The following is a 23,829-nucleotide window of genomic DNA, read 5'->3' as shown; positions in this document are numbered from 1 at the left end:
ACCATCTGTTTTTCCTTTATTTAAATGGAAACCTTGTTTTAATCAAGGCTCACTTTGATTTTTTTTTGGGCCTTTGAAGCCTCTTTGCCCCAATTGGAAATGGCATCTAGAACGGGGATCAATGTTTTTCCAAATGTTGTGAGTTCATATTCCACTTTCAGAGGTGGTTTGTTGGTGTATACTTTTCTGCATATAAGCCCATCGGACTCCAGTTCCTTCAGTTGAAGGCTTAGAGTACGCTCGGTAATGGTGGGTATTTCCTTCCGGAGTTCATTATATCTTTTTTTTTCTTTGGCAAGATGAATCAGAATTACCGATTTCCATTTTCCTCCTATATACTTCATTGTGAGGCTGGTACTGCAAGGATAATGTTTGTTGTCGACAGAATACATGGAATAAATAGTTAAAAAAATAGCTGCTATACATTTTGACCGTTATTGCAAAGATATAAAACTATATATATGTTTGTAACTATAAAAAGTATAGTTTAATTCAAAGCATAGAACTCATGGATTTTTTACAACTGGCTGAACAGCGATATACCACCAAAAAGTACGACCCCACCAAGAAAATTCCAGAAGATAGAATTCAAGATCTCAAGGAAATTCTGCGGTTGAGCCCTTCATCGATCAACAGTCAACCATGGCAATTCATCTTTGTTTCGGATGAAGCCCTAAAAAGGAAGCTTGCCGAACAATCCTTTTTTAATGATCAGAAGGTGAAAGATGCCAGCCATTTGGTGGTGTTCACAGTGATCAATGATCTTAAAAAATTTGAAGAACAAATAGAAAGGCATTTGCAGCCGGGGAGTGTGGGGTACTATAAACAATTTCTAAAACCCCTTGATGAAGATGTTATCCAATCTTGGTTGTCCCATCAAGTGTATTTGTCACTCGGCTTCTTTTTGGGTGCGTGTGCCTCAATGGGTATAGATTCCACACCCATGGAAGGCATTGAAAAGGAAGGGTACGATTCCGTTCTACAATTGGATGGATATACATCTTTGTTTGCTGTGGCCATAGGCTATCGTGATTCCGAAGATCCCAATCAACCAGCCCTGAAGCAAAAATCCAGATTGGATCTGGATGCTGTTGTGCAGTCCATTTAACCCCATTTCCTTTTTACCGTTTTCAAGTGGTTTGACCAAGAGTCGCCCACCTAAATCCTTATTATTCAAAACAAACTGATGAAACACTTACATATTATCAACGCCCATCAATATTATCAAGGTATTTCCGAAGGAAAACTGACCAAAACCTTGGCGGAAACCACCAAGACTTTCTGTGAAGATCATGGATATACCTATTCCGAGACCATTATCGAGGACGGATATGATCCTGCAGGGGAAGTGGAAAAATATGTAAAGGCCGATGTGGTTGTACTACATACACCCGTCTATTGGTTCAACACGCCTTGGATCCATAAAAAATATGTGGACGAGGTCTTCAATACGGGGTTGGCTTTGGGTAGATTGTTGAAAGACGATGGACGTACCCGAAAAGATCCATCTAAAAACTATGGCACCGGTGGACTGATGCAGGGAAGAAAAATGACCATGGTAACTTCATGGAACGCGCCGGAAGAATTCTCGGGGAACAAGGACCAATATTTGTTGAGTGGAAAGACTGCGGACGATGTACTGTACAATGTTGGGATCAATTACCGATTTTGCGGATATGAGGTACTGCCCAATTTTCATTGCTTTAATGTGATCAAGGATCCGCAAATTGAGCAGTATCTTCGCGAGTACAGAAATCATCTCGAACAAATCATAAAGTAAATAACCATTAACAACGGCATCATGAAAGTATATGTAATTGCCATCATTACAAGTAAACCGGAATACATGAACGAGGTTAAAAATGCCTTGGTAGAGCTTATGGGCAAAACCCATAAAGAAGAAGCATGCATTCAATATGACCTTCATCAGGACAAGGAGGATGAAAACCGATTCATCTTTTATGAGATTTGGGAAGATCAGGAAGGTTTGGACAGGCATAATGGACAGCCCCATATCAAAAAATTCCAGGCTTTTGCCAACGGAAAACTTCAGGAAGCCCCAATGGTCATAAAAGCTGACAGGGTTATATGATTTTTAGGGCGAGAGGCTAATATTCCATTTCTGAATAAGGCGTTAATAATTGTTCGGAGCTCGAAAGGATGCCGTAATTTTGCAGCATGTTTTCAGAGATCATTTCAATGTACAAGGATTGGGGAAGGTTGCTTCATGACTACCTTCTAAAAACAGGAATGGGGGAAGTTCTGGCTTCTTACCTTAACTTATTGATTTTGTTGGTCGGGGTTTTGATCGTGGCCTTTGTGCTTGATCTTATTCTATGGAGGGTGCTACGTGGAGTTTCCATTCGTTTGGCCCGAAAATCGAAGAATAATTTTGATAATTTTTTGGTGATGCACCAAGTGCCCCGCTATGTGGCACATATATTTCCATTATTGCTCTTGTTGGAATTTGTTCCCATGGCGTTCATGGATTTTGATTATGCAGGTGGCATAGCCTTGAAGGTGATCAAGATTCTATTCGTGTTTCTTACCTTGATCATTTTCAGGAAGTTCTTTAAAAGTACCAATGGATACCTAAAAACACTTCAAAGATTCAAGGACAAACCAATTGATAGTTACGTACAGGTATTCATGATTTTTGCCTGGGTGGTGGGTGTCCTAACCATATTTGCCATTGTCACAGAAACCACCGTCTGGAAGTTTTTTACCGCTTTGGGAGCGGCCTCTGCCATTATACTCCTCATTTTTAAGGATTCCATTTTGGGATTGGTGGCCAGTATCCAGGTCACTATAAATGACATGGTGCGGATAGGGGATTGGATCACCTTTGAAAAATATGGTGCCGATGGGGATGTGGTCGAGATTTCCTTGGCCACGGTAAAAGTCCAGAATTTCGACAAGACCATTACCACCATTCCCACATACGCTTTGATTTCGGATTCCTTCAAAAACTGGAGGGGAATGCAGGTATCTGGCGGAAGGCGAATCAAGAGGGCATTGATCATCAGTCAAAAAAGTATACGGTTCTTAACGGAAAAGGATATTGTCGAATTGAAAAAAATCCAGTTAGTGGAATCTTATTTAAACACTAGGAGTGAACAGATAAATGCCTATAACAAGGATAACAATATCAACAAAGAACTTTTGGTGAACGGACGTAACCTTACCAATTTTGGCGTGTTCCGAAAATACGTCACCAATTATCTTCAAAACCATTCGGCCATCAACAAAAATATGACCTTGATGGTCCGTCAGTTGGAACCCACCGCAAAGGGAATTCCCTTGGAAATCTATGCGTTCAGCTCCGACAAACGTTGGGAAAACTATGAATATGTCATGGCCGATATTTTTGATCATCTTTTGGCCGCTTTGCCTTATTTTTCTTTGGAGGTATTTGAGTTTCCCACATCCATCACCATGGACGATTCGGAGCATTGAGGTGAATTTTTCGGAAGGTTTTGTACACCTTTTGCTAAGGGCTGATTTCATGAAGTAATCCAAATAATTTGATTGGTAATTCCATAATTCTAACTGATCCAAATCAGGAATAATCCAAAAGTTGTTGCCGCAACATCTATTGGACAAATCTTGAAAGATTAAAGCCTTATTTTTGGGAAAACCAAACCTCATAAATATGAAGCATAAAGTTTCCCTTACATCATTTCTTTATTATTGCGTGGCCCTATTGACAGGTCATTTTGCAGCTGCCCAAGAATGGAACGGATATACACCAACATCCTTCCAAGAACAGGAAAAAATGGAAACCCTGTTAATGCAGGGTATGGATTTTCCCGGTTATCGGGAACATTTGAAAAAATTAACGGAAAGACCACATATTGCTGGAACCCCGGCCAATGAAAAGGTGGCCGATTATATGGCAAAGGTCATGGAGGAGGCCGGTATGATGGTGGACCGTTATCCTTATGACATTTATATGTCCACAAATGGTGGAACCTCCAACATTGATCTTGTAACACCGATCAGGTTGCCCCTTAACCAGCAGGAATATATTATGGAAGAAGATCCGTTTTCCGCTGACCCTACCTTGGGCAAAGGATGGAATGCCTATTCTGGAAGTGGGGATGTAACTTCTACCGTTGTCTATGCCAATTATGGTACCAAGGAAGATTTTGAAAAGCTCACGGAAATGGGCATCGATGTTAAAGGAAAAATTATAATTGCCCGTTATGGAGGAAACTTTAGGGGATACAAGGCCAAGTTTGCCGAACAATATGGAGCGGCCGGTTTGATCATCTATACCGATCCGGCCGATAGTGGTTATATGAAAGGTCTTGTTTATCCTGATGGGGTATATTATGACGAAAGTGCCATTCAACGTGGTTCCCTTTTGACCACGGATTACGAAGGCGACCCCTTGACCCCATTTGAGCCATCACTTCCACTGGACGGAAAGAAAAAAGTAAAACGATTAGATCCATCGGAAGCTGGTCTGCACACCATTCCGGTGCTCCCTATTGCCTATGGGGCCGCCAAGGAGATCTTTGCCAGAATGAACGGAAAAGTGGTTCCGTCCGGATGGCAAGGAGGCTTACCTTATACCTACCGATTGGAAGGTGGGGAAGAACTTACCTTAAGGTTGCAAGTGGACCAAAAGAAAGATTTTACCCGGATCAGCAATGTGGTGGGAACTTTTAAAGGTTCCGAATATCCGGATGAATGGATCATTTTAGGTTGCCACTACGATGCTTGGGCGTTTGGGGCCACCGATCCCAATAGTGGTACAGCTATGTTATTGTCCTTGAGTGAAGCCTTGGGCAAGATGGTAAAAGCAGGGCATTCTCCCAAGCGCTCCATACTTATTGCCCATTGGGATGCTGAGGAACACGGTGTAATTGGTTCATCGGAATGGGTAGAGCAAATGCGTGATGTTTTGGGTGCCAAAGCGGTGGCTTACCTGAATTTTGATGGCGGGGTTTCAGGTAAAAATTTTGGGGCCGCTTCGTCCCCAACCTTAAAAGGTCTCGTTACGGAAATGGCTAAAAAAGTAGATTACCCTTATACGGATAAAACGCTTTACGACGAGTGGCGAGGGGAGAAGGAGGTGCCCAGTATCGGTAACCTTGGTGGAGGATCGGACCATATCGGTTTTTACATGCACGTAGGGGTACCCTCTCTAAGTGGTGGTTCTGGTGGACCTACCCTTTATCACACCAATTATGACGATTTCCATTTTTATGAGACCTATGTGGACCCAGAGTTTAAAATGGGCGGAACAATAGGGCAATGGGCAGGTTTAATGGCGCTGAGAATGGCGAATGCGGAAGTGATTCCCTATGATGTGAAAAGGTATGCGGTCGATTTAAAAGGGCATTTTGAAAGTGCAGTCAAAAAGATTCAACAATTTGATAAGGAGTTTGCAGGCTTTGGAAAGGTGGAAACCGCTTTGGCGGTTTTGGAAAGGAATACGACAGTTTTAGATGCTGCCCTTACCAGAGCTTTGGGGGAAAAGGCACTTTCCAAGAAGGAACTGAAAAGTATCAATGAACAACTGATCGCTTTGGAAAAAAGCTTTATTGATGAAAAGGGCATGTACTATGGTTCTTGGTACAAATCCTTGTATGCATCAACCGATCCTTTCAGTGGATATGCCTCATGGATCCTTCCGGGATTGGAATATGAAATTTCCCTTGAATCATCAAACAGGTTGGAAGAATGGGATCAACGTTATGCCGCTGCGATTGAATCTTTGGCGAACAAAATTTTGATGTTGGCAAAAAGCATCTCCTAAGAAACTTGAAAAGCGAATATGGAAAAGCAGGCCATTGGCTTGCTTTTTTTGTGGTTGTTTATTTTGGGTAACCTATTGCTTGGTATGGTTCTTTAGGGAATCCTGAAAGAATAACCTTCTCTTTGTCAATTTCTTTGATCGGTAATAACATGGATCTATATCCATTTTCGTATAGAGTGCCAAAATAGGTGTTGTCCATTTTCTCCAAAACAAGTTTTCTTCCTTCCCAACCCATTTTTTTGTTGAGTTCTTGTATTGTTATGCTATCCAAGGATTGATTAAACTTAAAATCAAGTGTTTCGTTGTTCCATTCTATAAAAAAATGAAGCTTTTGTATTTCCTCTTCAGTCAACTCCGTCAGAGTAGGTGTTAACAACTCATAGTCCATGGCAAATTCGGTGTCCTCTGTTCTGGATTCGTTTTCATTGATTACGGAATGCTTTTTTCCCATCGGAAAAAACCGAATTTGATTTTCATTTAGGATTTCATTTTTAGTTTCCGACCATTTTTCGCTAAATGCAAACTTCTTTTGCAAGAATCCATCTTTCAACAGGTCCAATATTTCATAGTGTAATATTTGGTCCCCTTCAAATTTGATGACCCTCGGCTTTCCATAATAATTTCCATCATTGGTCATTAACCAAGTTCCACTTAAACTTTGACTATTTATAGGATTTAGAAACATTTAACGACGTTGATTTTATTTTGATATGTGGATTTGCAGGCATGAATGCAAAAATATCATTGTTCCTCCAGGACGGGAAGGCTAGGAGCGAGATATGTTATGCTAAATGTATGGATTTTAATCTTATTCCAAATTTGGCATAACATTAGTTATGGACGTAAGCACATCAATGGCCTAAAAGGAAAAAACCTTGACAATCTTTGATTGTCAAGGTTTTGGATTTTGTTTGGTGACCTGGCCGGGGCTCGAACCCGGGACCCTTTCATTAAAAGTGAAATGCTCTACCAGCTGAGCTACCAGGTCATTCAATAAGTGCTTGGCAGTTTTGCTAAGCGGGTGCAAATATAACATCAATAATCTATTTTACAAGGTGAATTAATGATAAATTTGTGTTTTTTTGAAATCACAGGAAATTGATGCATATGAAAGTAGTTTTGATGGGATATATGGCAAGCGGAAAGTCCACCGTTGGACGACTGTTGGCCAGTGAATTAGGAATTCCATTTCTGGATCTGGACTCGTATATCGAAGAAAACGAAAAAAAACCCATCAAAACCATTTTTTCTGAAAAGGGAGAGATTTATTTTCGAAAATTGGAACACCAAATGCTTGCCAAAATATTACAGGAGCATGATTCCGTTGTGCTTTCAACAGGCGGGGGAACCCCCTGTTATGGGAACAATATGCAGACCATTTTGGGGAAGGCGGACCATGCCATCTATCTCCAAATGTCCATTCCCGATTTGGTGGACCGCATTGCCACGGAAAAAGAAAACCGCCCCCTTGTTAAGGACATTCCCGATGAAGATTTACCGGAATTTGTGGGGAAACATCTTTTTGAACGCGTTCCCTATTACTCCCAGGCCCAACATATAATCAATGGAAAAGGTAAACCTGAAGAAGTTGTTGCCAAGATCAAAAAAGTCCTATTCTAAGTAGACCGCATCGTTATTGGGTTCAAAAACCACTTTTATGTGCTCGTTCAATGAAGTGGAAAGCGAAATCCCCTTAAAATCAGCCTTGATGGGGTATTTTTTATGATTCCTATTGACCAGAACGGCTGTTTTTAATTGTTTTATCGGGGTCTTTAAAAAGTAATGGGTACCGTAAATTAAAGTAGTTCCGGAATTCAGCACATCATCCACCAATACAATCGATCTGTTCTTGTATTCTTTTTCGTCCATAGACGTACTGACACCGCTCTCCAATGGATTTTTCTTGTCCATGTCCATTTTGAGGAGTACAATTTTTGCGTCGGTGATTTTTTTAAGGATATCTGTGATTTTTTTTGCAAAACTAACCCCACCACCGTTAATACCGGCAATGATAATTTCTTCCTCATCCACATTGGTCTCATAGATTTGGTAAGCAATACGTTTGACAATATGCTGGATCTGATCGTGGGTAAGTATGCGGTTCATCATATGGTACTTGTTGTTTCAAAGATAAAACAGATCATTCAGATTCGTCCAAATAATCATCAATGTCCCTCCGGTCTTTTTTGGTGGGGCGTCCCAATCCTTTTTTTCGGTAATGGGTTTTGGCATGTTGCAACAGTTCGGTGTGCTCAAAGGCCTCTTTTGGTGTGGTGTCCTTTCTATAAATATCCACCAATTTGGCCCCAACGCGGCTTTCGGGAATATCCAGTACGGTCAATTGATAATCCACTTGATCCTTCCTGATTACGATCTTGTCCATGGGATACACCTCTCTAGATGCTTTGATTGCGGCACCATTGACCTTCACCTGTCCTTTTTTAACGGCTGTGGCGGCAAGGTTTCGGGTTTTGTAATATCTGGTACACCAAAGGTACTTGTCAATACGCATGTCTTCGCAATTCTTTGTTAACGGACAAAGCAAAAATAGCGGAAAATTGTATCTTGCGCAGCTAAATGACAAACTTGATGAAGTACCGGATTTTAGTTTCTTTGATTTTTGTAGCGGTTGTTTTTTCTTGTAAAAAGGATGATGATGGTATTGTGGAGGTACCACCAAGCCTATTGAGCGATGTGGCTCCCGAAGACGATGCAACGATCAAGGAATTTCTGAATACCCATTTCTACAATTACGAAGATTTTGATGAACTGACCATGCCGGAAGGATTCGATTATAAAATTGTGATCGATACTTTGGCTGGTGATAATGCAGGTAAACGCTCTTTGATGGAAGATGCACAATCCGTAAAAATCAAAGTAAATTCTGATTATTTGGGATTGAGTGCCGGCGAAGAAGATATTGAACATACGCTTTACTATATTGTGGTAAGACCTGGAGGAGGCGGAAGTCCAACATATGCCGATTCTACTTTGGTTCGATACCAAGGTTCCCTTTTGAACGGAAAATTGTTTGATGAAAGCCAGGATTTTGTTTGGCAAGAACTCCCTGTTACTGTAAGGGGATATGCCAATGGTGTGGCAAAGTTGAATGCCGGAACCGAAGATCAGATTGTGGAAAACGGCGATGGTACGTATGACATAATGAATAGTGGAATGGGAATATTAGTGATGCCGTCTGGGTTGGCATATTTCAACAGGTCAGATTCATCTCTGATACCCAGCTATTCACCAATATTGTTTAAAGTAGAGCTGGGGCTTTATGTTGAAGATACCGATCGTGATAATGATGGAATTCCTTCCATTGAAGAGGACCTTAATGGAAATGGGTATTTAAACGATGACAATACCGATGCTAAGGATGAAGGCCGTTTTGCCGTTCCAGCACCTAATTTTAATGATGCCGATGACGATGGCGATGGGGTTTCAACACGAAGAGAAATCTCCGATGGTAACGGAAATATTATAAAACCATACCCGGACAAAGATGGGGATGGGGTTCCGGATTACTTGGATCCAGATACCAATTAAGCATAAAAAAGCCCGATGATTTCATCGGGCTTTTTATATTTCAATATGCTTTTTCTACAGCTTAAGGGAGAGTGCAAAAATTACTTGTGAAGGTCTGGAATCTACCCTACCGGAAATATCGGTAACATTATTCCCGATGAACTGGGCCTCATTTTCAGAGAAACCACGTTCATAGCGTACATCCAATCCAATATTGCCAAGATTTACGCCCACTCCGGCATTCAAGCCAACAGTGAAGTCATTTTTAACGTCCTCTACCTCCAAATCACCTAAATCGTTTTTCAAGGTATACTGAAACGCCGGACCCGCAAAAATGTGCAAAGGCCCGATCAATTTATACCCTAAAAGTACGGGCATGTCCAATTTAGAGATGTCATAATCTTGGGAATCCCCATCAACTTCATAGGAACTTTTGGTCTTGGAATATACCAATTCAGGTCTCAAATAAATCTTTGGGAAGTCCAACTTTCCCCAGAAACCAAAATGGTAACCGGCTTTCCCTTTGGCTCCTTCAGTAATGTCCTGTCCGCCTTCGCCAACTGAACTGATCAGGTCCCCATTTTTGTTATAGGATAAACCCGCCTTAATTCCGAATCCGGAGCCACTTTGGGCAAATGCTGTTGCACCGATCAGTGCAAATACTGCTACAAGAAGTGTTTTTTTCATAAGTGTCATTTTAAAAGATTTATTACCTCCAAAGGAGGTATCTGAAACTATTTACGTTTCAACACCCTTAAAACGGCTTCTTCTATTGCTTTATTGTTCAATCCGTACTTCTCCATAAGCTGTTCGGGGGTTCCGCTTTCTCCAAAAGTGTCCTTGGTAGCCACAAACTCCTGGGGAGCAGGATGGTGCATAGCCAATACTCCGGAAATGCTTTCTCCCAGACCTCCCAAGTAATTATGCTCCTCAGCGGTAACTACACATCCAGTTTTCTTTACCGAATCCAAAATGGCTTTTTCATCCAAAGGTTTAATGGTGTGTATGTTGATCACTTCTGCAGAAATACCTTGGTTTTCCAAGCTTTCGGCGGCCAATAGGGCTTCCCATACCAAATGTCCGGTGGCAATGATGGTGACATCGGTTCCTTCATTCAACATTAAGGCCTTACCGATCTCAAACTTTTGGTCCACTGGGGTGAAGTTGGGCACTTTGGGGCGACCAAAACGCAAATAAACGGGACCATGATGGTCTGCAATGGCAATGGTGGCCGCTTTGGTCTGGTTAAAATCACAAGGGTTGATGACCGTCATCCCAGGTAGCATTTTCATCAAACCGATGTCTTCCAAAATTTGGTGGGTAGCTCCATCTTCACCTAGGGTTAGACCCGCGTGGGAGGCACATATTTTTACGTTTTTGTCCGAATAGGCAATGGACTGGCGGATTTGGTCATAGACCCTTCCGGTGGCAAAGTTGGCAAAAGAGGACGCAAAAGGAATTTTTCCACCAATGGTCAGGCCGGCTGCAAGGCCCATCATGTTGGCTTCGGCAATCCCCACTTGAAAAAATCTCTCGGGGTTTTCCTCAATGAATGTTTCGATCTTCAGTGATCCCACCAAATCTGCGCAAAGTGCCACCACATTAGGATTGGTTCTTCCCAGTTCCGTCATTCCGGCACCATAGCCGCTTCGGGTATCTTGTTTTCCTTGATCTGTATATTTAGTCATGGTATGTTTTTCTGAAATTAATAATCGCCTAAGGTTTCTGGATTCTGAGCCAAAGCAACGGCCAATTGCTCGTCGCTTGGAGCCTTACCGTGCCATGCATGGGTATGCATCATAAAATCCACACCGTTGCCCATTTCAGTGGTCATCACGATGCAGACAGGTTTTCCTTTTCCGGTCCTGGACTTGGCTTCTTTCAATCCGGCGACTACCTGATCAAGATCGTTACCGTTTGCAATCTCCATGACGTCCCAACCAAATACCTTGAACTTTTCGGCAACATCGCCCAAAGGCAATACTTTTTCTGTGGGACCATCTATTTGCTGGCCATTTCTATCCACTGTGGCGATAAGATTGTCTACCCTGTTTCCGGCAGCGTACATGATGGCTTCCCAGTTTTGACCTTCCTGAAGCTCTCCATCACCATGAAGACTGAATACCAAATGATTGTCCCCGTTTAATTTTTTGGCCAAAGCGGCGCCGATGGCTACAGACATTCCCTGACCCAAAGAACCAGAGGCAATACGTACTCCGGGCAGTCCTTCATGGGTGGTTGGGTGGCCTTGCAATCTAGAATTGATCAAGCGAAAAGTGTTCAGTTCCTCAACGGGAAAATACCCTTTGCGTGCCAAGACACTGTAAAAAACAGGGGATATGTGTCCGTTGGACAAAAAGAAAAGGTCTTCGCCGATTCCGTCCATGTCAAATCCCTCCTTAAGGTCCATCACTTCGTTGTAAAGGGCAACAAAGAACTCCGTGCAGCCCAATGAGCCACCGGGGTGCCCTGAATTTACCTTATGGACCATACGTAAGATGTCCCTTCTGACCTGATAGACCAGGTCTTGCAATTCTTGATTTTTTGCCATTGTTTTCAATTTATCTTTCAAAAGTAAAGGCTATCTTCCTCATAAACAAGTGTAAAAAACACATTTATAAACCAAGAGCAGACCAAAACTTTATTTTTTTGTTAAGGGTTAAGGAAAATGAGTTGGTTATATTTGCGGTTTTAAACGTACGAGTTGGATTTTACCTTAATTCATAAAGATAGCAAAAGTAAGGCAAGGGCAGGAGAAATAACAACGGATCATGGAAATATCCAGACGCCAATTTTTATGCCCGTGGGAACAGTGGCTTCCGTGAAGGGAGTTCACCAGCGGGAATTGAAGGAGGAGATCGATCCTGATATTATTTTGGGCAATACCTATCACCTTTATTTACGCCCCAATACCAGTATTTTGGAAGAAGCTGGTGGCCTGCACAAGTTTATGGGTTGGGACCGAAATATCTTGACCGATAGTGGGGGATATCAGGTGTATTCGCTTTCCAGCAATCGAAAAATAAAGGAAGAAGGGGTAAAGTTCAAGTCGCACATTGACGGCTCTCACCACGTTTTCACCCCGGAAAATGTGATGGAAATCCAACGCACCATAGGTGCGGACATCATCATGGCCTTTGATGAATGCACGCCGTATCCTTGTGATTATCAATATGCCAAGCGCTCCATGCATTTGACCCACAGATGGTTGGACCGATGTATCAATCATTTGGAGAAACTTCCCTTCAAGTATGGGTATTCCCAGAGTTTTTTTCCCATTGTACAGGGTTCTACATATAAGGATTTGAGAAAGCAATCCGCCGAATATATTGCTTCGGTTGGGGCAGAGGGGAATGCCATTGGCGGCCTTTCGGTGGGTGAGCCGGCAGAGGAAATGTATGAAATGGCCGAGCTGGTCTGCGACATTCTGCCAGAGGACAAACCCCGTTATTTGATGGGAGTGGGAACGCCCATCAATATTTTGGAGAACATTGCATTGGGTGTGGATATGTTCGATTGTGTTATGCCTACCCGAAATGCCCGGAATGGGATGTTGTTTACGGCGCATGGTACCATCAATATCAAAAACAAAAAGTGGGAAAACGATTTTTCACCAATTGACGAGATGGGAATCACCTTTGTGGATACGGAATATTCCAAGGCTTATTTGCGACATTTGTTCGCGGCCAATGAGTATTTGGGCAAGCAGATCGCAACTATCCACAATTTGGGATTTTATCTTTGGTTGGTACGTACGGCCAGAGAACGTATTTTAGCAGGGGATTTTCTGGAATGGAAAAACCGGATGGTACAACAAATGGATAAAAGACTCTAATGCTCACCATACTCGATAGGTACATTCTTAAACGCTACTTGGTCACCTTTTTGGGGATGCTCATGCTCTTTGTGCCCATTGGGATCATGGCCAATTTGGCGGAAAAAATCGGGAAGATCATTGATAACGAGGCTCCCTTGTCAGAAGTGATTGTTTTTTATGGGAATTTCACCTTGGTGATCGGCAACCTATTATTGCCCATTTTCCTTTTTCTTTCCATTATTTTCTTTACCTCAAAGCTGGCTAGTAATACTGAAATTGTGGCCATTTTAAGTTCTGGGGTTTCGTATTGGCGATTTTTGCGCCCTTATTTCATCGGGGCAACCTTGGTGGCCATTCTCATTTTTATGATGGGAATGTTCATCGTTCCCCATGCCAGTATCGGGTTCAATGAGTTTGAGTACAAGTACTTTAAAAAAGGACGCCAGGATAGGGTAACGGAAAATATTTTCAACCAACTGAACGAAACGGATTATATCTATGTGAGCAGTTTTGATCCCAACCGCGAAATCGGGTATAATTTTACTTATGAGCATTTTGATACCATTGGTAAGTTGGATTATAAAATTTCTGCCAGTAACATTAGATGGGTAGAAAAGGATAGTGTGTACAGGTTGACCAATTATGAGAAGCGTGAAGTAAGGAATGAAACGGAATACATTAACTCCAAACGAAGGTTGGATACCATTTTCGCCTTCAAGATCGATGACCTTACACCGGTATCCTACGTGGCCGAGACCAAAAATCTTTTTGAACTCAACGACTTTATTGAGGACCAAAGGAGCAAGGGGGCATCCAATATCAACGCCTATGTATTGGTAAAATACAAACGGTGGGCATTGCCCATTGCCGCTTTTATCCTAACGGTGATTGCCGTTGCCGTTTCCTCCGTAAAAAGAAGGGGAGGCATGGGGCTCAATTTGGCTTTCGGGATTGGAGTGGCCTTTGTGTACATTTTCTTTGATAAGGTGTTCGGCACGCTTGCGGAACAATCTGGGTTTTCCCCCTTGTTGGCCGTTCTTATTCCCAATCTTTTCTTTGGTGCATTTGCCGTTTATATGCTGATGAAGGCCAAGCGTTAGATGGTCAATTCCATTTAATTGTTTGACGTTAAATGGCTTTCACAATTTATTTGGGTAACCTATAATGTTATATATTTGTCCCCATTGTTTTTATTGAAAATTTCAACTTTCCATGGAATATCTAGAATTTGAACTTCCCATCAAAGAACTTGAAGAACAGCTTCAAAAATGTATGATCATTGGGGAAGAAAGTGATGTAGATGTAAGCGAAACATGCACGCAGATTGAAAAGAAACTGGAAGATACCCGAAAGGATATCTATAAAAATTTGACCGCTTGGCAGCGGGTACAACTATCAAGACACCCCAACAGGCCGTATACCATGGACTATATCCGGGCCATTTGCGGGGAAACCTTTTTGGAACTGCATGGAGACCGAAATGTGAAAGACGACAAGGCCATGATCGGCGGATTAGGTAAGATCGGTGATCAGAGTTATATGTTCATAGGGCAACAAAAAGGATATAATACAAAAACACGCCAGTTCAGAAACTTTGGAATGGCCAACCCAGAAGGCTACAGAAAGGCACTGAGGTTGATGAAATCTGCCGAAAAATTCGGAATACCCGTAGTGAGTTTTATAGATACCCCAGGTGCCTATCCAGGAATAGAGGCCGAGGAAAGAGGACAGGGTGAGGCCATTGCAAGGAATATTTTGGAAATGACCCGCCTTAAAGTACCGATCATAGTAGTCATCATTGGTGAAGGAGCTTCTGGCGGAGCCTTGGGCATCGGTGTAGGTGATAAGGTACTCATGTTGGAAAACACTTGGTACTCCGTTATTTCCCCTGAATCCTGTTCTTCCATTTTGTGGAGGAGTTGGGAATACAAGGAACAAGCTGCCGATGCTTTAAAATTGACCGCAGCCGATATGAAAAAGCAGAAATTGGTCGATGAAATCGTGAAGGAACCACTTGGTGGTGCACATACCAACAGGGACAAGACTTTTGAAATCGTAAAAAACAAAATTTCGTCCCATTACGAGGAACTTAAAAAGTTATCACCAAAAGAACTGGTCAAGTCCCGCATGGAAAAATACTGTGAAATGGGCGTCTTCGACGAATAAGTCATGGTTTTCAGAGGTTAACCTTTGGAATTAGGTTATAACCCGTATTTTTTTTATGTTATTAACAGGTATTTTTAGTTATCAACATTTTATTTGTTGAGTACCTGTGGAAATCGCTTCCGTCAATTTTAAAGTTAACTAAAGGTTAATTAGCTACTTTCGCATTCATGGACAAGCCTAGCCCCGTCATCGGACACCGAGTGGACAAATCTACTCTTATTAGCCTTGAGAAAGGAAAAATACCTCCACAAGCTGTTGATTTAGAGGAGGTTGTGTTAGGTGCTATGATGATTGACAAGAAGGGGGTGGATGAAGTGATCGATATTCTTCATCAGGATGTGTTCTACAAGGATGCCCACAAGTATATTTACGAGGCCATCTTCAAATTGTTCGAATCTTCGGAACCGGTGGATTTATTAACCGTTTCCTCGCAATTAAAGAAAGATGGCAGGCTGGAAGCCGCAGGAGGGGATTTTTATCTTATAAAGCTCACCCAAAAAGTGGCTTCTTCGGCACATATTGAGTTTCACGCCAGGATCATTCTCCAAAAATATATTCAAAGGAGCCTCATTAAAATTTCCAGTGAAATTATTGAGGACGCTTATAGCGATTCCACAGATGTTTTCGATTTGTTGGATAATGCCGAAGCTAAATTGTACGAGGTAACCCAAGGCAATTTGAAGCGTTCTGCGGAGACCGCCCAAAATTTGGTGATCCAAGCCAAAAAGAAAATTGAGGAAATCTCCAATAAGGAAGGGTTAAGTGGGATTCCATCGGGATTTGATAAACTTGATCGGTTGACCTCCGGTTGGCAGCCCAGTGATTTGATCATTGTTGCGGCAAGACCAGGTATGGGTAAAACTGCGTTGACTTTGTCCATGGCCCGAAACATTGCCGTTAATTCGGGTAATGCGGTGGCTTTTTTCTCCTTGGAGATGTCATCCGTACAGTTGATTACCCGTTTGATTTCTTCAGAAACCGGTCTTTCATCAGAAAAGTTAAGGACTGGTAAACTGGAAAAGCACGAGTGGGAACAGTTGAACGTAAAGGTTAAAGCTTTGGAAAAAGCACCTTTGTTCATTGATGATACTCCTTCGCTTTCCATTTTTGACCTTCGGGCAAAGGCACGCCGATTGGCTTCGCAACATAAGATCAAGCTCATCATTATCGATTACTTGCAGTTGATGACGGCCGGTGGTAGCCAAAAAGGAGGAAACCGTGAACAGGAGATTTCCACCATTTCCCGTAACCTGAAAGCTTTGGCCAAAGAATTGGATGTTCCAGTGATTGCCCTTTCCCAGCTTTCAAGGGCGGTGGAGACTCGTGGTGGTAGCAAACGCCCCATACTTTCCGACCTTAGGGAATCTGGTGCCATTGAGCAGGATGCGGATATTGTATCCTTCATCTACAGGCCGGAATACTATAAAATTGACGAATGGGACGATGAGGAACGCACCCCAACCCAAGGTCAAGCAGAGTTCATTGTGGCCAAGCACCGTAATGGCGGTCTGGATAATATTAGGTTAAAATTTGTGGGTGCTCTGGGTAAATTTGATAACTTGGATGACTTTGATTCCCCATTCGAATTCCAATCGAAGATGAATGCGGATGAAGAAAATCCCTTTGCTACGCCAAAGTTCCCTAGTGCGAACGAAGCATTTGGCAGCGCAATGAACAGTGACGATGACCCAGATGATAATGACGTACCGTTCTAAAATTCTCAAATACTTGTCATTTCGAGCTAACGCGAGAAATCTCACGATTCTTTTATTTTTCTTATTGATCGGAAAGTCCTTCGCCTCCGTCATTCTTATTCCCATGGATGCCGAAGGTCAGGAAAACCATTTGAAAGCCTACGGAATTACCTATTGGGTACTTACCAAACAACAAAAGGTACAATGGTTGCTCAACTATCGTGGAGGTTCTTTTTTACTGCCCGATGGGGATGCCATACGAAAGGAATGCCAAATCAGGGGAGTTTCCTTTGAAGTATTATCTGACGGGCAGGCAGAACAGATTTTGGATGAGATCAGCAGCCCTTCCCAAAACCAAGATGCCGTAATTTTGGAAAAGGCCCCTCAAATTGCGGTGTATTCCCCAAAGGAAAACCAACCTTGGGACGATGCCGTTACCATGGTACTGACTTATGCAGAAATCCCTTATACCACCATTTACGATGAGGAAGTCTTGGGAGATAAATTGGCTTTGTACGATTGGTTGCACCTTCACCATGAAGATTTTACGGGTCAATATGGTAGGTTCTACGGACATTACAGAGCGGCACCATGGTATATTGAAGCCAAGGAGGAAGCAGAGGCATTGGCGCAAAAACTGGGTTACTCCAAGGTATCGGATGAAAAACTGGCCGTGGCCCTGAAAATCAGGAATTATGTCATTGGGGGAGGTTTTATGTTCGCCATGTGTTCTGCAACCGACAGTTTTGATATTGCCCTGGCTGCCGAAAATGTGGATATCTGCGAACCTATGTTCGATGGTGACCCTTCGGATGCCAATTACCAAGCCAAGCTGGAATTTGGAAACACCTTTGCCTTCACCAATTTTATTCTGGAACGGAACCCATTGCGTTATGAATTTTCTTCCATAGATATGACCAACAGGCGTGGCAACGTTCCCAAGGAATCCGATTATTTTTCGTTGATGGAGTTTTCGGCCAAGTGGGATCCTGTACCTACCATGTTAACGCAGAACCACACCAGTTTGGTGAAAGGGTTTATGGGCCAGACCACCGCCTTTGCAAGGGATGAGATAAAGCCAACCGTGATGGTGTTGGGGGAAAACAAGATCAATGGAGAGGCCCGTTATATCCATGGCATCAAAGGAAAGGGCTTTTTTACATTTTATGGAGGCCATGACCCGGAAGATTACCAACATAGGGTAGGGGATCCCAAAACAGAGCTGGACCTTCATCCCACTTCACCTGGATATCGATTGATTTTGAACAACGTTTTATTCCCTGCCGCAAGGAAGAAGAAACAGAAAACCTAGAGCAGTTTTTCCAAAACGCGTTCTACCCCAAAATCGTTATTGCTGGTGGTTTTGTATTTGGCAGTCTTTAGCACATTGGGGTGGGCATTGGCCATGGCAAAACTGTATTCGGAAAGTTCCAACATTTCAAGATCATTGTTGTAATCGCCAAACACCATAATCTCATGGGGAGCTACAATATGTTGCTCCATCACTTTTTGCAAGGCATAGCCCTTGTGGGCGTTCATATCGGACACATCTACCCAATTGGCCCCGGATACTTTTACCTTCAGCTCGCTTTCCAAATGTTTTACCGCGGGATAAATGAACCTTTCAGAGCTTTCAAAATGGTAAATGGCAATTTTTAGGACTTCATCATCTACTCGTGATTGGTCTTTAACAATCTGAAACTCGGAGTAATATTCCTTTAGCATGGTGATGAAGGCATCGGAATCCCCTCCTACAAAGGCGTTGTTTTGGCAGCAGAGCACTGGGTGCACATTTTCCAAAGGAGCTACGGTTTCCAAAATACGGTTTACCTCGGATCCATCAATAGGGGTGGTCAGCAATGCTTTTCCCTGTTGTTTTACCAAGGCACCATTTTCGGCTATCACTATAATCTCATCCTTAATGGAATCCAACTTGTCTATCATGCTGTGGTATTGTCTTCCACTGGCGGCAACAAAGGTGATGTTCCTTTTTTGTAGCTCTTTGAAAATTTCAAAGAAACGAGGGCTCACTTCGTGGTTGGAATTCAACAAAGTGCCGTCCATATCGGAAACCACCATTTTTATCTGTGATAGGTCCATGCTAAAAAATTAAGCTGCAAAGGTATTCCCTTCCAATCAAAGAATCATGGTTGTTTGGTAAAGTTTGTATTAATTTCGTGCAGAATCAGTATCACAAACATGCATTTTTATCAAAAGGAAATACAATTGAGACCTTACAAGAGAGGCTTCCATTTAATTACGGAAACTGTTTTGGAGTCATTGCCAGAGATCGGTAAGATTGGAACGGGAATGTTGCAGGTATTCATCAAGCATACGTCTGCCAGTTTAACTATTAATGAAAACGCCGATCCAACTGTTCGCAAGGATTTTGAAAGTCATATGAACAAGATGGTACCCGAAAATGCTCCTTATTATGTGCACAATTACGAAGGGCCAGATGACATGCCTGCGCATATCAAGGCATCTTTGATGGGAGCCTCGGTTCAGATTCCGATTACCCACGGACGATCGAATATGGGAATTTGGCAGGGAATTTATCTTTGTGAACACCGCAACCACGCCTCGGGAAGAAGGTTGGTCATCACTGCTTTTGGACTGTAAGCAATTGTCAATTTGCAATTTTCAATGAACAATTCAAAAAGCTAATATCGGACGAAAATTGGTTTGTATATTTTTGATCAAAACGAAAAAACAGAGCCATTCGAATCAATTCGAATAATACGTATCCAACTTGTTTTAGGCCAATAAATTAAAAATCCCGCACTAGGCGGGATTTTTAATAAGCGGGGTAAGTTTATATTGATTTTTATTTTACTCTTTCCACGATGGCCTTGAAGGCATCTGGGTGGTTCATGGCCAAATCCGCAAGAACTTTTCTGTTAAGTTCGATTCCATTGGATTTGATTTTTCCCATGAATTGAGAGTAAGACATTCCGTGCAATCTGGTACCGGCGTTGATACGGGTGATCCATAGGGAACGGAAGTTACGTTTTTTGGTCTTTCTATCGCGGTAAGCATATAGCATTGCTTTTTCTACCGCATTTTTGGCTACTGTCCAAACGTTTTTACGTCTTCCAAAGTAACCTTTGGCCTGCTTCATCACTTTTTTTCTCCTAGCGCGTGAAGCAACTGAATTTACTGATCTTGGCATAATGTTTCATTTTTTTGTAGTAGGCGTCCCAAAAACGGGAACTTTAATGGCCTAACTCCAGGGTTAATAAATAATGTACCGATTGAACAATTATTTTAAACGCAATTGTTCCAATACGCTGTTCTCATCTGATGGGTGTACCAACGTGGAATGAGTCAGCTTTAGCTTACGCTTTTTAGACTTTTTGGTCAAGATGTGACTCTTAAAAGCGTGCTTTCTCTTGATTTTACCAGAACCGGTAAGCTTAAATCGCTTTTTGGCACTGGATTTTGTTTTCATCTTAGGCATTTTCCTAGTTTTTAACTCCGCTTATTATTATGCTGAACAAAGGTTCAGTATTTTTTATTTCTTGTTTGGCTTGGGCGCGATGAACATGGTCATACGCTTTCCTTCCAATTTAGGCATTTGCTCCACTTTGCCCCATTCTTCCAATTCTTGGGCAAGCTTGAGCAACAAAATTTCACCTTGATCCTTGTAAACGATGGAACGCCCCTTAAAGAACACGTAGGCTTTTAGTTTGGCACCCTCCTTCAAGAATTTTTCCGCATGTCGCTTCTTGAAATCATAATCATGGTCATCTGTCTGCGGACCAAACCTAATTTCCTTGATGATCACTTTGGTTGCCTTGGCCTTTAGGGCCTTGTCCCTTTTCTTTTGTTCGTAAAGGAACTTTTTGTAATCGATAATCTTACAAACGGGAGGATTGGCATTGGGCGAAATTTCCACCAAATCCAATTCTTGTTCGTTGGCCATTTCCATTGCTTTTGCAATGGGATAAACACCCATCTCCACATTATCGCCCACCAACCTTACTTCGCGGGCTTTAATTTTTTCATTGATATTGTGAGGGTTTTTGTTCTCCCTCTGTGGTTGGGGCTTAAATTTTCTTCGTATTGCTATGACGTATACTTTTTAGTTAAACTTGATTTTTTAGAACGACTTTAAGGTACTATTTATTTCAGTAGATACCAAGTCGGAAAATGTATCGGTGCTCAGGCTTCCCAAATCCTCTCCCCCATGCCTTCTTACCGATATGGTTCCGGAAGCTTCTTCTTGCTCCCCGACGATCAACATGAACGGGATTTTTTTGAGTTCGGCCTCACGGATTTTTTTCCCTACCGTTTCATTCCTCTTATCAATGAGCGCGCGAATTTCGTCATTTTCCAGTGAATTCAAAACTTTTTCGGCATATTTTTCATGTTTCTCACTGACGGGCAATACAATAGCCTGTACCGGAATGAGCCACAGCGGGAAGTTACCCCCAGTGTGTTCCAGCAATAACGCCACAAAACGTTCCATACTACCAAACGGCGCGCGGTGAATCATAACGGGGCGGTGCAGTTCATTATCACTTCCTTTATAGGTAAGGTCAAAACGTTTCGGTAAGTTATAATCAACCTGAATGGTACCCAACTGCCAATTACGGCCAAGGGCATCCTTCACCATAAAGTCGAGCTTTGGTCCGTAAAATGCTGCTTCACCACTTTCCACCACATATTTCAGTCCTTTTTCCTCCGCTGCGTCGATAATGGCCTGTTCGGCTTTCTCCCAATCCTCGGCATTTCCGATATATTTTTCAGGATGTTCCAGGTCACGTACCGAAACCTGGGCAGTAAAATTGTTGAAGCCCAAAGAATTCAATACATATAAGGTAAGGTCGATCACATTTTTGAACTCGTCGTTCAACTGTTCGTTGGTGCAAAAAATGTGGGCGTCATCTTGTGTAAACCCTCGTACACGGGTAAGACCGTGTAGCTCTCCACTTTGTTCATACCTATATACAGTACCGAACTCGGCATAGCGTTTAGGCAAATCTTTATAACTGAACGGATGGCTGTTGTATATTTCACAGTGATGGGGACAGTTCATTGGTTTCAACAAAAACTCCTCATCCTCTTTTGGGGTATGAATGGGTTGAAAACTATCCGCACCATATTTGGCATAATGCCCAGAAGTAACATATAGTTCCTTTTGCCCGATATGGGGAGTGACCACCATTTCATAACCGGCCTTCTTTTGTGCCTTCTTTAAAAACTGCTCCAAACGCTCTCTTAAAGCCGCACCTTTCGGTAACCACAAAGGAAGACCTTGACCTACTTTTTGTGAGAAAGTGAAAAGCTCCAGTTCCTTCCCTAATTTACGGTGGTCCCTCTTTTTGGCCTCTTCCAAAAGTTCAAGGTATTCGGTAAGCTCTTTTTGCTTAGGAAAAGAAATACCATATACCCTGGTCAATTGTTTGTTTTTTTCATCACCACGCCAATAGGCCCCTGCAACACTCAACAACTTTATGGCCTTTATGATTCCGGTGTTTGGAATGTGTCCTCCACGACAAAGGTCGGTAAAGGTACTATGGTCACAAAAGGTAATGGTTCCGTCCTCCAGGTTTTCAATAAGCTCTACCTTATATTCATTGCCTTGGTTCTTATAATAGTTAAGGGCATCTGCTTTGGAAACGCTCCTCATTTTATAGTCAAACTTCCCGCGGGCAATTTCCAAGGCTTTCTTTTCAATTTCGGGTAAATCCTTTTCTGAGATGGATTGGTCGCCAAAATCTACATCATAATAAAAGCCATTGTCAATAGCTGGCCCAATGGTCAGTTTAATGCCAGGGTACATTTCCTCCAAAGCTTGAGCCACCACATGCGATGTGGAATGCCAGAAAGCTTTTTTTCCTTCATCATCATTCCATGTATATAAAGTAAGGGAGCCATTTTCCGTTAAAGGGGTTGTGGTCTCCACAGTTGTATCGTTGAATTTGGCTGAAATAACGTTTCTGGCCAAGCCTTCACTAATACCTTTGGCAACGTCCATAGGCGTAGTTCCCTTTTCTACTTCTTTTACAGCACCATCTGGTAGTGTGATCTTTATCATGTGGTTTAAACTTCTAAGTTTTACTTTCGAGAGGACAAAGATAATATCTTGTATAGATGCTACAATACCTACATAATAGGTTTACATGAATATTCTACATATAATAAGGTGGAATTAATTGGCTTTTTTGGTTTGATATAATAAGAAAGGTTTGGTTGTTTTGAAGTTTTAAAAAAAGTTGTATTTTTATAGGCTTTGTTTTCAGTGACTTGAATGTAAATATGCTGCAAAGGCAAAAAAAACTCTTGTATATTATGGAAAGGGTGTTACATTTGCAGCCCGAAAAACAACAAAGGGTTTGTTTTTAGGTTAGTACAAAAGCTCATTGACATACTGTTTTGATAAGTCGGAAAGGCTTGAAAAAAAATATCAAATAAAGCATTGTGTAATCAAAAAAAGCATTTTACATTTGCAGCCCGAAAAACATCGAGGTGTTCTAGGAAAAAGTTCTTGTAAAATGATTGTTTTGAGATAAAGAAAAAGCTTGAAAATATTTTTCAAAAAGCTTGCCGGTTTAAAAAACAGTTGTACATTTGCAGCCGCTTAACCGATAAGGTAGTGCGGTCAAAGCCGAGAGAAGATTGATTTAGTGAGATTGAGACTCGGTTTTAGAATAAAGAAGTTCATATACATATTGTAACGACAGCGTAAAGAGAACAAGAACCATTTTGATGCGGGGACTCGGGGTTTCCGGGTGTCGGACAGACATTCAAGGAAATACAATGAAGAGTTTGATCCTGGCTCAGGATGAACGCTAGCGGCAGGCCTAACACATGCAAGTCGAGGGGTAGGGGGTGCTTGCACCCCTGAGACC

General features: G+C 42.1%; 25 protein-coding genes, 1 tRNA gene and 1 rRNA gene. 14 read left to right on the top strand and 13 right to left on the bottom strand.

Going from position 1 to position 23,829, the window contains the following annotated elements; all coding sequences use genetic code 11:
• Positions 1 to 38: 38 nt before the first annotated feature.
• Positions 39 to 392, bottom strand: coding sequence for a winged helix-turn-helix transcriptional regulator (locus GTK07_RS17385; RefSeq protein WP_163636444.1), 354 nt, complete (start codon positions 390 to 392; stop codon positions 39 to 41).
• 116 nt (positions 393 to 508) lie between these two features.
• On the opposite strand from GTK07_RS17385, the gene GTK07_RS17380 reads away from it, so the two are divergent.
• The 5 genes from GTK07_RS17380 (at position 509) to GTK07_RS17360 (ending at position 5,767) form a co-directional block, all read left to right on the top strand.
• Positions 509 to 1,108 (top strand): nitroreductase family protein, encoded by a 600-nt coding sequence (locus tag GTK07_RS17380; RefSeq protein WP_163636443.1) that lies wholly within the window; start codon positions 509 to 511, stop codon positions 1,106 to 1,108.
• Between the two features lie 78 nt (positions 1,109 to 1,186).
• Positions 1,187 to 1,780 (top strand): NAD(P)H-dependent oxidoreductase, encoded by a 594-nt coding sequence (locus GTK07_RS17375; RefSeq protein ID WP_163636442.1) that lies wholly within the window; start codon positions 1,187 to 1,189, stop codon positions 1,778 to 1,780.
• A gap of 21 nt (positions 1,781 to 1,801) precedes the next feature.
• Positions 1,802 to 2,092 (top strand): putative quinol monooxygenase, encoded by a 291-nt coding sequence (locus tag GTK07_RS17370; RefSeq protein WP_163636441.1) that lies wholly within the window; start codon positions 1,802 to 1,804, stop codon positions 2,090 to 2,092.
• Positions 2,093 to 2,178: 86 nt separating this feature from the next.
• On the top strand, positions 2,179 to 3,456 hold the full coding sequence (locus GTK07_RS17365; protein ID WP_235932912.1) for a mechanosensitive ion channel family protein: 1,278 nt from the start codon (positions 2,179 to 2,181) through the stop codon (positions 3,454 to 3,456).
• A 196-nt stretch (positions 3,457 to 3,652) separates the two neighbouring features.
• Positions 3,653 to 5,767: a M28 family peptidase gene (locus GTK07_RS17360; protein WP_163636440.1), complete on the top strand. Its 2,115-nt coding sequence runs from the start codon at positions 3,653 to 3,655 to the stop codon at positions 5,765 to 5,767.
• Between the two features lie 58 nt (positions 5,768 to 5,825).
• Here GTK07_RS17360 and GTK07_RS17355 read toward each other — a convergent pair whose 3' ends face one another.
• Both GTK07_RS17355 and GTK07_RS17350 read right to left on the bottom strand, forming a co-directional pair.
• The gene (locus GTK07_RS17355; RefSeq protein WP_163636439.1) at positions 5,826 to 6,218 is read right to left on the bottom strand and encodes a hypothetical protein; all 393 of its coding nucleotides are present in this window, start codon (positions 6,216 to 6,218) and stop codon (positions 5,826 to 5,828) included.
• A 461-nt stretch (positions 6,219 to 6,679) separates the two neighbouring features.
• A tRNA-Lys gene (locus GTK07_RS17350) sits at positions 6,680 to 6,755 on the bottom strand.
• A 119-nt stretch (positions 6,756 to 6,874) separates the two neighbouring features.
• Between GTK07_RS17350 and GTK07_RS17345 the strand changes: the two genes are divergently transcribed.
• Positions 6,875 to 7,387, top strand: a complete 513-nt coding sequence (locus GTK07_RS17345; RefSeq protein WP_163636438.1) for a shikimate kinase — start codon at positions 6,875 to 6,877, stop codon at positions 7,385 to 7,387.
• Here GTK07_RS17345 and GTK07_RS17340 read toward each other — a convergent pair.
• Both GTK07_RS17340 and GTK07_RS17335 read right to left on the bottom strand, forming a co-directional pair.
• Positions 7,379 to 7,876: a phosphoribosyltransferase family protein gene (locus GTK07_RS17340; RefSeq protein ID WP_163636437.1), complete on the bottom strand. Its 498-nt coding sequence runs from the start codon at positions 7,874 to 7,876 to the stop codon at positions 7,379 to 7,381. The genes GTK07_RS17345 and GTK07_RS17340 overlap by 9 nt on opposite strands.
• Positions 7,877 to 7,907: 31 nt before the next feature.
• Positions 7,908 to 8,279 (bottom strand): RNA-binding S4 domain-containing protein, encoded by a 372-nt coding sequence (locus GTK07_RS17335; protein WP_163636436.1) that lies wholly within the window; start codon positions 8,277 to 8,279, stop codon positions 7,908 to 7,910.
• Between the two features lie 77 nt (positions 8,280 to 8,356).
• On the opposite strand from GTK07_RS17335, the gene GTK07_RS17330 reads away from it, so the two are divergent.
• Positions 8,357 to 9,316: an FKBP-type peptidyl-prolyl cis-trans isomerase gene (locus GTK07_RS17330; RefSeq protein ID WP_163636435.1), complete on the top strand. Its 960-nt coding sequence runs from the start codon at positions 8,357 to 8,359 to the stop codon at positions 9,314 to 9,316.
• Between the two features lie 54 nt (positions 9,317 to 9,370).
• Here the strand turns inward: GTK07_RS17330 and GTK07_RS17325 are convergent, their stop codons facing one another.
• From GTK07_RS17325 to GTK07_RS17315, 3 genes are read right to left on the bottom strand one after another with little or no spacing between them, the layout of a single operon-like run.
• Positions 9,371 to 9,982: an outer membrane beta-barrel protein gene (locus GTK07_RS17325; RefSeq protein ID WP_163636434.1), complete on the bottom strand. Its 612-nt coding sequence runs from the start codon at positions 9,980 to 9,982 to the stop codon at positions 9,371 to 9,373.
• 47 nt (positions 9,983 to 10,029) lie between these two features.
• Positions 10,030 to 10,983: a transketolase family protein gene (locus tag GTK07_RS17320; RefSeq protein ID WP_163636433.1), complete on the bottom strand. Its 954-nt coding sequence runs from the start codon at positions 10,981 to 10,983 to the stop codon at positions 10,030 to 10,032.
• Between the two features lie 17 nt (positions 10,984 to 11,000).
• Positions 11,001 to 11,846 carry a transketolase gene (locus tag GTK07_RS17315; RefSeq protein ID WP_163636432.1) on the bottom strand — a complete coding sequence of 282 codons (846 nt, stop codon included), beginning with the start codon at positions 11,844 to 11,846 and terminating at the stop codon, positions 11,001 to 11,003.
• 153 nt (positions 11,847 to 11,999) lie between these two features.
• Here GTK07_RS17315 and tgt point away from each other — a divergent pair, with 153 nt between their 5' ends.
• The 5 genes from tgt (at position 12,000) to GTK07_RS17290 (ending at position 18,284) form a co-directional block, all read left to right on the top strand.
• Positions 12,000 to 13,130, top strand: coding sequence for a tRNA guanosine(34) transglycosylase Tgt (gene tgt / locus GTK07_RS17310; RefSeq protein ID WP_163636431.1), 1,131 nt, complete (start codon positions 12,000 to 12,002; stop codon positions 13,128 to 13,130).
• Positions 13,130 to 14,212: an LptF/LptG family permease gene (locus tag GTK07_RS17305; RefSeq protein WP_163636430.1), complete on the top strand. Its 1,083-nt coding sequence runs from the start codon at positions 13,130 to 13,132 to the stop codon at positions 14,210 to 14,212. The genes tgt and GTK07_RS17305 overlap by 1 nt, the downstream gene beginning before the upstream one ends.
• Positions 14,213 to 14,324: 112 nt before the next feature.
• Complete coding sequence (locus GTK07_RS17300) at positions 14,325 to 15,278, top strand: acetyl-CoA carboxylase carboxyltransferase subunit alpha (protein WP_163636429.1); 954 nt, start codon at positions 14,325 to 14,327, stop codon at positions 15,276 to 15,278.
• A gap of 167 nt (positions 15,279 to 15,445) precedes the next feature.
• The gene (gene dnaB / locus GTK07_RS17295; protein WP_163636428.1) at positions 15,446 to 16,993 is read left to right on the top strand and encodes a replicative DNA helicase; all 1,548 of its coding nucleotides are present in this window, start codon (positions 15,446 to 15,448) and stop codon (positions 16,991 to 16,993) included.
• A gap of 103 nt (positions 16,994 to 17,096) precedes the next feature.
• Positions 17,097 to 18,284 (top strand): asparagine synthetase B, encoded by a 1,188-nt coding sequence (locus GTK07_RS17290; RefSeq protein ID WP_235932917.1) that lies wholly within the window; start codon positions 17,097 to 17,099, stop codon positions 18,282 to 18,284.
• Here the strand turns inward: GTK07_RS17290 and GTK07_RS17285 are convergent.
• Positions 18,281 to 19,072, bottom strand: coding sequence for an HAD family hydrolase (locus GTK07_RS17285; RefSeq protein ID WP_163636426.1), 792 nt, complete (start codon positions 19,070 to 19,072; stop codon positions 18,281 to 18,283). The genes GTK07_RS17290 and GTK07_RS17285 overlap by 4 nt on opposite strands.
• Before the next feature lie 99 nt (positions 19,073 to 19,171).
• On the opposite strand from GTK07_RS17285, the gene GTK07_RS17280 reads away from it, so the two are divergent.
• Complete coding sequence (locus GTK07_RS17280) at positions 19,172 to 19,594, top strand: secondary thiamine-phosphate synthase enzyme YjbQ (protein WP_163636425.1); 423 nt, start codon at positions 19,172 to 19,174, stop codon at positions 19,592 to 19,594.
• A gap of 205 nt (positions 19,595 to 19,799) precedes the next feature.
• On the opposite strand, the gene rplT is transcribed toward GTK07_RS17280, so the two are convergent.
• The 4 genes from rplT to thrS all read right to left on the bottom strand — a co-directional run bounded on the left by rplT (position 19,800) and on the right by thrS (position 23,015).
• On the bottom strand, positions 19,800 to 20,144 hold the full coding sequence (gene rplT / locus GTK07_RS17275) for a 50S ribosomal protein L20 (protein WP_163636424.1): 345 nt from the start codon (positions 20,142 to 20,144) through the stop codon (positions 19,800 to 19,802).
• 90 nt (positions 20,145 to 20,234) lie between these two features.
• Entirely contained in the window at positions 20,235 to 20,432 is a 198-nt protein-coding gene (gene rpmI, locus GTK07_RS17270) for a 50S ribosomal protein L35 (RefSeq protein ID WP_072879913.1), read from the bottom strand.
• A 54-nt stretch (positions 20,433 to 20,486) separates the two neighbouring features.
• Positions 20,487 to 21,038 (bottom strand): translation initiation factor IF-3, encoded by a 552-nt coding sequence (gene infC, locus GTK07_RS17265; RefSeq protein ID WP_313790832.1) that lies wholly within the window; start codon positions 21,036 to 21,038, stop codon positions 20,487 to 20,489.
• Positions 21,039 to 21,074: 36 nt separating this feature from the next.
• Complete coding sequence (gene thrS / locus GTK07_RS17260) at positions 21,075 to 23,015, bottom strand: threonine--tRNA ligase (RefSeq protein WP_163636423.1); 1,941 nt, start codon at positions 23,013 to 23,015, stop codon at positions 21,075 to 21,077.
• A gap of 719 nt (positions 23,016 to 23,734) precedes the next feature.
• On the opposite strand from thrS, the gene GTK07_RS17255 reads away from it, so the two are divergent.
• Positions 23,735 to 23,829 (top strand): 16S ribosomal RNA (locus tag GTK07_RS17255); the annotation flags it as partial.

Origin of the sequence: Flagellimonas sediminis (assembly GCF_010500845.1) — a bacterium.
Classification (GTDB): Bacteria; Bacteroidota; Bacteroidia; order Flavobacteriales; family Flavobacteriaceae; genus Flagellimonas; species Flagellimonas sediminis.
This window is presented reverse-complemented; position numbering and strand designations above follow the sequence as displayed.